This is a genomic window from uncultured Methanobrevibacter sp., from assembly GCF_905235195.1.
Classification (GTDB): domain Archaea; phylum Methanobacteriota; class Methanobacteria; order Methanobacteriales; family Methanobacteriaceae; genus Methanarmilla.
The window spans coordinates 1-12429 of record NZ_CAJOKH010000058.1 but is presented as its reverse complement, the minus strand read 5'-3'; the positions used below and the strand labels follow the sequence as shown (position 1 = coordinate 12429).

Annotated in this window: 13 protein-coding genes and 1 pseudogene; 3 read left to right on the top strand and 11 right to left on the bottom strand. The window is 24.8% G+C overall.

Annotation, left to right across the window (positions count from 1 at the left end; translation table 11 throughout):
- Positions 1-203: 203 nt before the first annotated feature.
- Positions 204-440 carry a hypothetical protein gene (locus QZ146_RS07370; RefSeq protein ID WP_295723135.1) on the top strand — a complete coding sequence of 79 codons (237 nt, stop codon included), beginning with the start codon at positions 204-206 and terminating at the stop codon, positions 438-440.
- 157 nt (positions 441-597) lie between these two features.
- Here QZ146_RS07370 and QZ146_RS07365 read toward each other — a convergent pair whose 3' ends face one another.
- The 5 genes from QZ146_RS07365 to QZ146_RS07345 all read right to left on the bottom strand — a co-directional run bounded on the left by QZ146_RS07365 (position 598) and on the right by QZ146_RS07345 (position 4811).
- A complete protein-coding gene (locus tag QZ146_RS07365; RefSeq protein ID WP_295723133.1) occupies positions 598-1002 on the bottom strand; it encodes a hypothetical protein in 405 nt (134 codons plus the stop codon).
- A gap of 564 nt (positions 1003-1566) precedes the next feature.
- Positions 1567-2211 (bottom strand): MBL fold metallo-hydrolase, encoded by a 645-nt coding sequence (locus tag QZ146_RS07360; RefSeq protein WP_295723131.1) that lies wholly within the window; start codon positions 2209-2211, stop codon positions 1567-1569.
- A 342-nt stretch (positions 2212-2553) separates the two neighbouring features.
- Positions 2554-2955, bottom strand: coding sequence for a type II toxin-antitoxin system VapC family toxin (locus tag QZ146_RS07355; RefSeq protein WP_295723129.1), 402 nt, complete (start codon positions 2953-2955; stop codon positions 2554-2556).
- Positions 2952-3188, bottom strand: a complete 237-nt coding sequence (locus QZ146_RS07350) for an AbrB/MazE/SpoVT family DNA-binding domain-containing protein (RefSeq protein WP_295723127.1) — start codon at positions 3186-3188, stop codon at positions 2952-2954. The genes QZ146_RS07355 and QZ146_RS07350 overlap by 4 nt, the downstream gene beginning before the upstream one ends.
- Positions 3189-4565: 1377 nt before the next feature.
- Complete coding sequence (locus tag QZ146_RS07345; protein WP_295723125.1) at positions 4566-4811, bottom strand: hypothetical protein; 246 nt, start codon at positions 4809-4811, stop codon at positions 4566-4568.
- Between the two features lie 415 nt (positions 4812-5226).
- On the opposite strand from QZ146_RS07345, the gene QZ146_RS07340 reads away from it, so the two are divergent.
- The gene (locus QZ146_RS07340) at positions 5227-6924 is read left to right on the top strand and encodes an ATP-grasp domain-containing protein (protein ID WP_295723123.1); all 1698 of its coding nucleotides are present in this window, start codon (positions 5227-5229) and stop codon (positions 6922-6924) included.
- Between the two features lie 6 nt (positions 6925-6930).
- On the opposite strand, the gene QZ146_RS07335 is transcribed toward QZ146_RS07340, so the two are convergent.
- From QZ146_RS07335 to QZ146_RS07325, 3 genes are all read right to left on the bottom strand, one after another.
- Positions 6931-8307: an MFS transporter gene (locus tag QZ146_RS07335; protein WP_295723121.1), complete on the bottom strand. Its 1377-nt coding sequence runs from the start codon at positions 8305-8307 to the stop codon at positions 6931-6933.
- 114 nt (positions 8308-8421) lie between these two features.
- Positions 8422-8592, bottom strand: coding sequence for a hypothetical protein (locus tag QZ146_RS07330; RefSeq protein ID WP_295723119.1), 171 nt, complete (start codon positions 8590-8592; stop codon positions 8422-8424).
- Positions 8593-8959: 367 nt separating this feature from the next.
- Positions 8960-9172: a hypothetical protein gene (locus QZ146_RS07325; RefSeq protein ID WP_295723117.1), complete on the bottom strand. Its 213-nt coding sequence runs from the start codon at positions 9170-9172 to the stop codon at positions 8960-8962.
- Positions 9173-9552: 380 nt separating this feature from the next.
- Here QZ146_RS07325 and QZ146_RS07320 point away from each other — a divergent pair, with 380 nt between their 5' ends.
- Positions 9553-9723 (top strand): DUF362 domain-containing protein, encoded by a 171-nt coding sequence (locus tag QZ146_RS07320; RefSeq protein ID WP_295723115.1) that lies wholly within the window; start codon positions 9553-9555, stop codon positions 9721-9723.
- Positions 9724-9826: 103 nt separating this feature from the next.
- On the opposite strand, the gene QZ146_RS07315 is transcribed toward QZ146_RS07320, so the two are convergent.
- From QZ146_RS07315 to QZ146_RS07305, 3 genes and pseudogenes are all read right to left on the bottom strand, one after another.
- Complete coding sequence (locus QZ146_RS07315; protein ID WP_295723113.1) at positions 9827-10258, bottom strand: hypothetical protein; 432 nt, start codon at positions 10256-10258, stop codon at positions 9827-9829.
- 86 nt (positions 10259-10344) lie between these two features.
- Positions 10345-11697, bottom strand: a complete 1353-nt coding sequence (locus QZ146_RS07310) for a DUF3100 domain-containing protein (protein WP_295723112.1) — start codon at positions 11695-11697, stop codon at positions 10345-10347.
- 380 nt (positions 11698-12077) lie between these two features.
- Positions 12078-12429: pseudogene (locus QZ146_RS07305) on the bottom strand (IS5/IS1182 family transposase); the annotation flags it as partial.

Here is a 12429-nt window from a genome sequence, read left to right as displayed (position 1 = left end):
AGATTTAGAACAAAACAAGGTATATTTAACCAAATATTCAACAGAAAAAATGGATGGATGAAAAAAATAAAATCCCAACTAACAAAATGACAAAGCCTGTCATAACATTTAAATAATATTTATATAATATAAATTATATATGAATGAAATAATTGGAATTTACTTTCAATTATGATTAAAAAATAGATTAAGTAGGTGAATGTATGATAGATGAACTTGATGGAATAGAAATTTCAGATTTAAATTATGATAAAGTTTGTCTTAACTGTAAATGGTGGGATATGAATGCTTCAATGAATGTAATTTGCATGCAAGGACAGGGAAGTACTTCTCCTGATGATACATGCCCAATGTTTGTTCATCAAAACTCCCGTGATGATGATTACAATGCTAAGATATTCAAAAGAAGCAAACTATATTTTTATTACAATGACAAATAATTAAAAATCAATTACATATTTTATATTTTTTTTAATTATTTATCTACTTATATTTAGATTATAGGATTATTTTTTATAATTATTCTTATTTTATTAATCTGTTGATTAAGACGCCGTGAGTGCATGGCACATACATAAAAAAAAGAAAAAATGGGGATTAAACTAAAACTACTTCTCCCCCTTCTACTTTAAGATTTTCTCCATCTTCCACTGTTATATATACGGTTTCATCTTTTTCATTGGTTGCTTTATATTCTTCTTTGGAGTTGGAGAGTGTATCCATCAATGCTGATCTTTCAACAAATCCTCCATCAGAAGAAGTTTGCGTAAATTTATATGTTCCTTCAGGCAAATCTGAACCCACTTTATAAGTACCATCAGTATAAACTTGATTAGAATCATTTGCAGAACTGTTAGAATTTGTAGTTGTTTGTGTGTTTTGATCTTGATATAATACTCCTCCCAGTACACTTACAATAATCAAACAAATACAACACACTATTACTATAAAAGTAAATTTTTTTAAAGTGCTCCATTCTTTAAAATTATCTATAAATCCCATATTTTAAAGGCCTCCATTGAGATAAATGAAATATTTGCATGCTTTAATAAGATGCCCCCATATTTTTTTTCAAAAATTGTAATATTTTAATAGTATATTATGTGATATGTATTATTTAAGTTTTCGGCACTTTCAAAAATGTGTGATAAAGTGTATTTCCATTTTTTTACCTTAGAAAATTAAGGTTTAATAAGTTCAAAAATAGAATAGAGCTTTTATTTTTATATTTCAGAAATAGTATATAAGTTTCAGTTAATATATTAAGTTATCAGTTTTTATATTAAAAACAAATAATAAATTAGCGGAAAATTTTTGTGATGTGTAATGTGTAAAAATTCAAATCATTTCATTTAATATTATATCTTTCTAGTTTGTATTTTTTCTTTTGATTATTTTTGTTCCATAATTTGACCATTATCATTGAAATATAACATTATAAACAATTTTGTTTAAAACTTAAAAATACGAACATTTCGTATAAAAATCATAAAGTTTTGATATTTAACGATTTACTAGACTAATTATGTTTAATTTAATTCTTTAAACATTTTTTTTACTAAATATTTACAATTCAATTATATGAGGTTTTATGTCGGGATCGTGATTTGCCAGTGATTCTATGCAGTTTGAATCCATACTTTGTTGTTTAATCCATGTAAGGGATTGCTTTTGGAGTTCTTTATCTGCAGCAATACCTGATGTAATCATTTTCTCCCAGCTTTTTCTTGCATAGCCTCCATCTGAAAATAGTAGAACAAATTTGCTATCATTATTTTTTACCTTAACTGCAAAAAAACCGTCACAATGGACTGGAATATTAATAAGTTCAATTGAACCGTCACCTAATAAGTCATATGATTTTCCAACTGGTCCTTCACTATCATTCCAATCGAATTGGGTAAGTTCAATATCTTTCCACCATCCTTTATAATAACGTACTCTACTTGTAAGTTTATTTGCAAATTTCACCTCATCTGAAGATACCATGAATTTTTTAGCATTTTTTACCTGTTTAAGACCATTTGCATGATCACAGTCAAGATGGGTCAAAAGTACCCCGTCAATGTCTGAGTCTTCAATACCTATTTGTGAAAGTTGTTCGTCAATACACTGTCCAAGTCCTATACGTCCTTGATTAACTTCATAAAGAACTAAACTTCCAAGTGATTTGATTTGAGCTTTTTTGTCGAATACTCCTTCAGGGCTCATATCTCTTGCCCATCCTGTTCCACAAGGAATTTCCCTTTAGGATGCTCAATCAGGTATGATGATACTGGAAGCCATAAGCGGTCTTCTTTTTTTCCAAATATTCCTGATGCCTTAATGACATTGGAATTATCTCCTCCAAATGGTAAATCTAGAGAACACAAACTTATCCTGTATGAAAAACATGAATTTTTATATTATACATAAACAATTCCCCTTAAATATAATATAGTTTGTTTTTAGATTCAAATGCTCTTACAGATAATTCTAAATATCTGATTTTTAATTCTATCTATATTAAGTAAATATCGCCCTTATTTCAGACCCGAAACATATATGAAAAAATTATAATTCAATTAAATTAATATTATTTACTCTTTTAAATTCTTTATCAAACGATAATAAATTATTAATTTCTTCTTGTTCCATTATAAATAGAATACTTGAATCTGTAAAACTTAATTTAGTATTATATTTTTCATAAAACAACATAGTATTATAATTAAAGTCTTCTAAATCATATTCATTAACAATATTAAAAACAGAAGTTAATATGTCATAAGAAGAAATAGCAACTTCTAAACCTAATTTATTTCCTATAACAGTTATAACTTCATTTATAATTAAGTTACTAATATAACATTCATTAACTTCAGTTAATTCAACATATTCTAAAGCTTTATTATGTAATGCATCATTGTCATTTATTAATGCAATTAAAAAAGAAGAATCTAAAAATATTTTCAAAAATATAAACCCCTTTTTAAATTCACTGCATTAGTAACTTCTTCAGAAGACCCTAAACCTATTAAATCTTTAACAGATTTTTTTTTATTTTCAATTTTTAAAGTAATGGTTTTATCATTATTAAGAATCCAATCGACAGAAGATTTTTCATTTATATTTAATTCTTTCCTAATTTTAGAAGGTATAGTTATCTGATTATTTTTATATATTTTAGTATTTCTTATAGTAACCATCAAAACCACCTATTATATTATATTTTCAGTAGGTATTAATAAATATTACCTAAATATTTTTTTCGAGTGTCTGCCAAAATAGAATTTTTTAATAAAATCATTTCTTTAAATCAAAAAATAAGCATTTTAATAAATTTTTCAATATGAATTTTTGGCTTTTGGCGGACACTCTTTCATAGAAAAAAAGTTTATCAGTACATAATAAAGATCTTCTAAAAAGACATTTTCAGAATATAATTTTTTTTAATAAATCCAATTGTTTAACATACAAATAAAAAAGTTTGAAAGAGATCTTGAAGCTGAAGAACCGGAATTATTCCAACATTTTTAGGGATAATGTTCTTGTTAATCACCCTGAATATAAACCTTAATAAATATTATTTTTGATTTTTTTTACATTGTTTAATTTAATTTTTTAACCATTAATTTGAAAACTCAAAGTAGAACTATCAACTATAAAATCAATAAACACTTTCACCACATTAAGATAAAAATTAATAACTTAAATTTTATTTAATCCAAATTATTAAAATAAATACAATGTTCACAAACAACATTATAATTAACTCAATTTTTACCCTAGTAGAAGGTTCATCTTCAACAATAATTTTTCTAAGTAAATATAGATAAAGCTACTAATATTACTTGTAAAATGATTAATATACTGACCAACATAATTACCTTTAAATAATAAAACAAGACCTATCAATTGAATATAACTTAGCATTATTATCTTTCCAATTTAATAAATTAACTGTAGTTCCACCAGCAGATACCTACTTTAACAATTTTTTAGGATTATATTTTTTTAATAAATATTTTAAAAACCAAATATCTTCTTTACTCATTTCAACTAAGAAGTATTATCTTCATTACTTAATTCCTCAGGGAATAATTCAATTTTCACTATTTTTTCACCATTAACTTAATATTATTGTGTATTAATATAAAGAATTGTTTAAAAAATTATATTAACTTTAATCAGTATTATTATGTATAATTAGTTTTAAACGAATCGTTAAATTCTATTTTTATATTTTCATTCCTATGTTTATGTTTTTGAAATATTTTTGGGAGATATTGTTTAATTTAATCTTTTAACACTTATTTTATGAAACTCATAAAGCATCAAATCAAAAAAATATATGTAATTACAAAAGAATTAGGTTTAATTCACTTTTTAAATAATTCTTTATTAAACCTTTATAAGTTTTAATTAAATTTCTTTAGTAAAATAATCTTTTTTTTAAACATTTTAAAATAAAAAATTAATGTAAATTATCTTATATAAAAGGATATAAAGGACTTTTAGAATATAAATGATGTATTTAACACTTTAAGTCCTTTAATTTAAGCTCTACAATAAATATTGGAAGATTAATCATTCTCTTCCTCTAAAGACTTATTCTTTTTAATATATTCCATGTAATCAGTATCTGGAACACCAGCAGGACCATCTGCCCAGTCTTCAGGGTCTCCCACATGCCAATGAGAATTATCAAAATCATCATCCTCATCCTCATCCTCATCGGGATTCTGATTTGACTCCTCTTCATTAGTTGAATTTACATCATCATATGAATCTTCATAATCATTGTATTCATCATAATCCTCATCACACATAAATATTACCTCCTTATATGTATTAATTGATTTTATTATTTCATAAATGAAGAATAATATTATGTTTAATTTAATTCTTAAATATTTTTATGAAATTTATATGTTTGAAAAATACTCTACAGATGGATAATATTAAATCTTAATAATTTCTCCTATTTTTCAATAATTTTCTTATTAGTAATTAAAATTCATTAATAGGAACACTATAATTAATGTAAGAGTAAAATAAATATATTTAAAAACCAATATTCACCTATTAAAATCATTGCATATTCTTTATCAAATAATTATCTATATTTTAGAAATAATTCAAATAATTTAAATATATTTATAATCTTATATTTATATGATATTAAAATATTTATAAAAAATTAATACTTATTTATTAAGTGAAATTTAATGGGAGGTGCGGATAATGAGAAATATTATTGTTATTGAATGTAAATCTACAGGAAAAAATTTTATTGGAGATATTATTAATCGTGGTTACAATCCGGTTGTATTACATTTAAAAAATGCCGATACTGAAAAAGGTATGGATTTTGAAGAGCATATTTTAAATCAATATAAAACTATTCCTTATGAATTTGATATTATTTATGAACAAGATACTTTTGAAGAAACCATTGAAGAGGTTAAAAAGTTTGACCCTCTTTTAATTCTTCCCGCTAATGAGCGAGGGGTCCGTATTGCAACTAAATTATCTCATGAATTAGGTCTTTTAGGAAATCCTATTGAAAATCTTGATGCAATGACTCTAAAAAACGAAATGCAAAATAGATTAGCTGAAAATGGTCTACGTCATATTAAAGGAAAAGTTGTTCGTTCTATAGATGAAGCATTAGAATTTTATGACAGTGAATCTTTAGGGGAAATTGTTATAAAACCTGTTTATGGTGCAGGTTCTACAAGTGTTCGAATTTGTCTTAATCGTGAGGAATTGGTTCAATCTCTTAAACAATTATTTAATGATTTTAATCAGTATGGAGACATTCTTCAGGAGCTTTTAATCCAGGAGCGTATTGTTGGTGTTGAATATATTGTAAATACTGTATCCCATAAAGGCATTCCTCGTGTTACTACTATTTGGAAATATAAAAAGATTAGAACCGCTGAAGGAGCTAATGTTTATGATTCATGTGAAACTGTTAATGAATTAAATCTTGGTGAAGCTGAGCTGATTGAGTATGCTTATAATGTTGCAGAAGCAATTGGTGTTAAATATGGTCCTATTCATGGGGAATATATGATTGATGATAAGGGTCCTGTTTTAATTGAGGTTAATTGTCGTCCTATGGGTGGGGATATGCCTGCAGGATTTTTAGATAGAATTTCAGGTCAGCATGAAACTGATTCTATATTAGATGCTTATTTAAAACCTAAAACTTTTTATGAGTCTTTAAAGAAAAGATACGGGTTATATTCTTATGGTATTATTAAATTTTTCATTGTTCCAAAAGATATATTAGCTATTTCTTCACCTATACTTAAAATAGCTAATTCATTAAAAGCATTCTATAGCACTTCTTTAATGGACTTAAATGTTAATAAGATGTTATATAAAAAAACTGTTGATGTAGATTCTTCTGCAGGATCTGTTTTTTTAGTTCATAAAGATAAATTTGAAGTCGATAAAAATTTAAACTTTTTAAGAAGTATTGAGAGAAATGCATTTTCATTAATATTAAGTGATGAAGCATCTGATATTGAGATTAAAGATGATGAAACTTATTTAAAAGAAATAGAACCTATAATTAAGAGAGATTATGATTATATGACATGTTTGTTTATAACTGATCAATATATAAATGATTTAAACTTGTTACAGGTGGATTATAATCATATTGATGATTTAAATGGTACTTTTGATTATATTGTTTTGAATTTAAATAAATGTTTAGTTGATATGAGTGAAGTAGATAAGGTTGATATTATTATAAAAGCCTTATTAAAGCTTAAAACTGGTGGTGTTATTTTTATTTCAAAAAATACATACCAATTATTAGGTAGTGGTAGAAAAGGTGTTGAAGCTTTAATAAAACTTTTAGATTATACTATCGTAGTTCCTCCTTATTATGTAAATGATTTTATCATTGCTTCTAACCACCAATAAAACATATTAATTTAATTTCTTATCTGATCTGATTCCTATTAAGGATATAATTATAGCAAAACCACAAGCTATAGCACATATTATAAAGGTTATTTCAGAGGATTTAAGAATCATATCTGCATACCTGGAAGATAGGTTTAAATTTCCCATAATCCATGAAAATATTAAGGTTAAAAGACCTAAACTCATTGATTGACCGATAGCCCTTGCTGCTAGTTGCCCAGCACTCGCATAACCCGCATGTTCTTCATCAACTGAACTCATAATAGCATTTAAATTTGGTGATGAAAATAATCCTGTACCAAATGCCTGTAAAATCATTGCAATTATAACAATATACATTGGAGTAGTTTTATCTAAAAATGACAAAATAATAAGTGAAATTGTCATTATTGTCATTCCGACTGTTGCAATTTTTTGAGGATGTAGTTTATCTGAAAGTTTTCCAGCAAATGGTGCAGTAGTAGACATTACTATCGGACTTATAATTAATATTAAACCTGTCATTGCAGAATTATAACCTTTGATATATTGGAAATAATAGTTAATTAATGTAGAAAATACCATAACAGAAAAATATCCCAACATTCCGGATATATTATAGGTGGTGAATGTTTTAATTTTTAATAAGTTTACATTAAATGATGGTGATTTTTGTTTAAATTCATATACTAAATATATTACTAGTATAATAGTTCCTAAAATAGTTAATATTTTACCTGTATTAGTTATTAATGTTGTAAATCCATAAATTAAAAATCCAATCCCTACCATATATAAAAGAGAACCGATTTTATCTATTTTATCATTTTCGTTTGTTTTCCACTCTGGTGTAATTTTAGTTTTAACTAACATTACACTTATTGCTATGAAAATTACGGATATTATAAAAATAGATCTCCATCCAAAGTTTTGGTTTAAAAAACCACTTATTACAGGTGATGTTGAATTTCCTAAATAAACTGCAGTTATTATTATTCCTAAAGCTTTTCCTCTATTTTCTTTACTAATTGCTAAACTAATAATTGCAATTTCACATACATTTACAAAAGCTATGCCTATAGATTGTATAAGTCTAGTAATGAAAAAGACTTCAGTTGTATGTGCAAAAAGTGTTCCTATCAATCCAATTAAAAATATTGAATTTGAAATATATAATGTTCTTTTAAAACCATATTTTCCTGCAATTTGTCCTGCGGGAATTGTAAGCATAGTAACAATTAATGTAAAGGCTGTTAAAATCCAGTTTTGTACAACATTATTCATTCCAAATTCTTTAGCGATAGATGGTGTACATAGTATTACTCCACTCATTACAAAAACTGTGAAATATGAAGATATAAATGTGATTATAACCATATATTTTTCTATTTCATTTTTCATAATAATATCCTTCTGTTATTATTTTTTGTCTTCATATATTAATAGTTTTTATATTTAATTATTAATTATTTTATTATAATATTTTTAAACTTTTAAGTTTTGCAAAATATGCTTTTAAAAATTAATTAAAAAATGCAACACTACCTCTACTATTACAATAATGGGTAGAGCGAATAATGCTATTATTAACACGATTTTTGCAAATTCTTTTAACATATGTAATGGTATTGTAATTTTTTCTTTATATTCCCTCTCCATTATCCTTATTGGTTTCTCAATTTTCATTATAATACTTTCTTGAAGTTGATGTTTTGCAAAAATAATAGTTTAAAGAATTAAATTAATCAAAAATTATAATCTAAGAGGCATTCTTCATTTTTTTATGTTCATATTATTTTACCCATTTTCAAATCTTCTCTTTTATTCTTTAATAAACTATTCTTAGTCTTTTTTGGAAGATTTTTATAATACATCTATAACAATTATTCTGCCAAAAATAATTCGCCACAAAAGCAATTTTACCCATAGATTAACGCTTTTCATTAGTAACATCTAGATTTATTTAATTTAATTTTTTAAATGCTTATTAATTAAATAAAAAAAATATATGGTCTAGTTTCAATTAGAATTGAAATAATCATAAAAGTATTTATCAGCTAAAAATACTGTTAAAACACTTATTACAAAACCGGTTAATGCACCATATTTTTTTATATTTTTCTTTTTTTAATAACCATGATGCAATAAACAATATTGCAACAAGGATAGTTAATACATAAACATCAGTAATCTCATATACTATTGGAACAATAATATCTAATATTGGGTTATGCATTCCATTATTGATAAAAGTTAATATATCCATAATATCATCTTATTATAGCTTCTTTTAAAAACATTGTTTAATCTTATATTTTTATATTATTGTTATAAATTCTAAAATTTTATGTTTTTTTTAAATTTTTTAAAATAAATTAAAATCATTATATATTCTTATTTATAATATATCTGTATTTCAAAAAATACCTATGAATTATTAGCTAGTGGTCGAAAAGGTGTTGAAGCTTTAATAAAACTTTTAGATTATAATATTGACCTTCCTCCTTATTATATTCGCCAGTTTATTATAGCATCAAATAAAATATAATATCATTTATTTTCTAAAATTTAAACTATCTATTAAAAAACATAATTTTTATATTTCTTTAACAAGAGTTGTTAATATTAATGGGGAAATTAGAGCCAATGGTAAAAAAATGTAATTCTTGTAAAATTTGTGAAAAAATATGTCCTACAGGAGCTATACATGTTGATTCAAACAACAATAAGAAATGGTATTATTTTCCTCGTAAATGTATTAAATGTTATCGTTGTGTAGATAAATGTCCTCGAAATGCAATTATGATTTTCCCTTAAAATTAGAGGTTTATTGGTTTTTTAATGTTTTACTTTAAGGATAATAAAATTTGTATATTTGATATAAAATTAAATAATACTTGATTTTATAATTTATATCTCTTTATTTATCTGGGTTTTCCAATCTTGTTTCTCCACCTAACATTACACTTCTAAGTGGAAGATTATTAATGACAATTACAATTTCATCTTTAAATTCAGGTTGTATTTTTCTTAGTTTTCTTGTAATATCTTTCATAATCTTCTTTTTAGCATCATCTGTACGGTCTGGCATCATACTCCAATTAATCAAGATATTAGGTGCCGATTTTCTGGCATTTTCTTGATTTATTTCTTGGATAATTACATATATATTTTTAGATAGTGTGGAAGTGTTTTCACAGATTACTTGGGGATGATGTTTCTTTTCAAATTCTTTTTTTACATTTCTATTAATACTACTAAGTAAATACTTTTCTTCTTTAACTTTTAATTCAGTGTTAATTTCTTCAACTCTTTTTACCTTCTTTAAAAGTCGTACATTTAAATTCTTCACATTTTAACAAATTATAAGTAAAAATTAAACTTAAATATAGTATTATTCCTTCAAGAGGAATATTTCGTTTAAGGCAATTTTTAAAATTAAATTACATTTGTTAAAACTAAAGATAGATGTGCAATAGTAGCAGAACCTAAGAAAGTTCCTAAAATTACTAGAACAGTTACTATGGATCCTCTCCAACCTAACTTTTTAAATTGATCCCAATCTCTTCCAATAGAAATACCAACATATGCAAGATAAACCGTAATAATAGAAGATAAATCTAAAGTTTTAACAAATGGGACAATATAACTGGATGTTGGCACCATTGGAAGTGCAAGAATAATTCCTATTACACTAACCCAAATTATAGCTGAAATATTATGTGGAGAAATTCTCTCAAGGATAAAACTAATATAAGATATTGCAGATAAAATTAGCATTCCTATAAATGATATTATAAATGGTGTTCCATTTGTTATATAATTTGCAGTTGAAACAAAAAAGGAAAATATTAAAAGTAATATTATCCAATCATTAAGTCTTTTCAAACTTAATTTATCGAGCTCTTTATCCAACTTATGATTTTTCATATCAATTTCATCTTTATAGGAATCTTGTTCTATAGTTGCTGAAGTATCTCTACCAATTTTAGGTTCTAACCACTTATAAAGTTTTTCAGTCAATGGAAGAGCAATAAATAGCACTATATAAACTCCAAAACAAAAACTTATAAGATTAGAAAGACCTGAAAATGCCAAAATTTGAGTATCAATAGAAGATGGATAAATACTTAAAAGTGGAGTTATAGCTGCTGCATTCATACTTGCACTACCTAATCCACTTGCCATAGCAAGAGCATAAGGGTGAAGTGGAAGAGCGGTAGATAAACTTGTTAATAAGCTAATAAAAACAGTACCAATAATTGTTCCAATAACATAAACTGTTAAAACACCTCTGGTTTCAGGAGATCTAAAACCATACTTATCTATTATAATTCCAATATCTGGTTCACGACATATTGAACTAGTCATACCAATAGATTCACGTTTGAATCCTAAAATAAGTGCAATAGGTAAAGCTATTAGGATTGATCCTAAATGTCCAAATTGTTGTATAATAAGGGCAGGAGCAAATGATAGTGAAGTAAAACCCTGTCCTCCTGAAATTGCAAGTTTTGCAAGGATTGGTATCATAAATAATATCATTAAACCTTCGGCTACTTTGGATTCATGATTTTGAATTAATTTGAAAGGTTTAGCTAAAAATAAGATTAAACCTAAAATCATAGCATATAATAGGGGCATTAAAACTATAATTATATTTTTTGCTATTTCGATTTTTTGAGTACCGATGAGTTCTGCAATAACTACTAAAAAGAATACCACTATGTGTAGTTTATATTCCATCCATGGTCTAATTTTACGCGAATTAGAGTTTATATCTTCAGACATTTAATACACCAAATATTAATTTTAATAAAAACTATAAAAATAAATAATTATAGTTGTTTACCAAATTTTTATTTATTACTCATTATATAAACAAGTATAATAAAAGTTTAGTAATTAATATAATTTAGACTATTAATTTGATTCTATATTTTTTATAAAAATTATTTGGTGTTTATTATTTATATACTAATAAGATTATATGAAAAAAAGTTCACAAAAAAAGAACAAATAAAGGACTAAAAAAGTAAATTATAATTAATATTTCCTAAAATAGGAATTAATTAAGCATATTAAAAATTTTAAAAAAATAGTTTATAAAGTTTTTTTTCAAATGAAAAGGGATTATAATTTTTGATAATTAATTTAGGGGGTCTGAATTTTCAGTTCTCGGATAATTGTTGTATGGCGGTTTTTGAGTTAAAGCCTTGTGATATGATTAATGCTCCTAAAAATACATTCAAATATACTGTTTTTTCAACAGATTTTGGTGTATATTTATGCATTTATCTTAAATTAAGTCCGTTTTTGAGTAATTTGAAAAAATCTTCTATTTTTCCTCTAATTGGTCTGAAATTTTTTCAATTATCTAATTTTTTTAATAATTCATTTTTAAATTCTCAAAAAATCTTTTTTAGTTTTAATTTTCTTTATTTTCATAAAAGATGGTAATGGATAGGATAATTGGTCATTTAACTTGTTTCTTTTAAAATTGTCTTTTGGAAAAATAAAAGG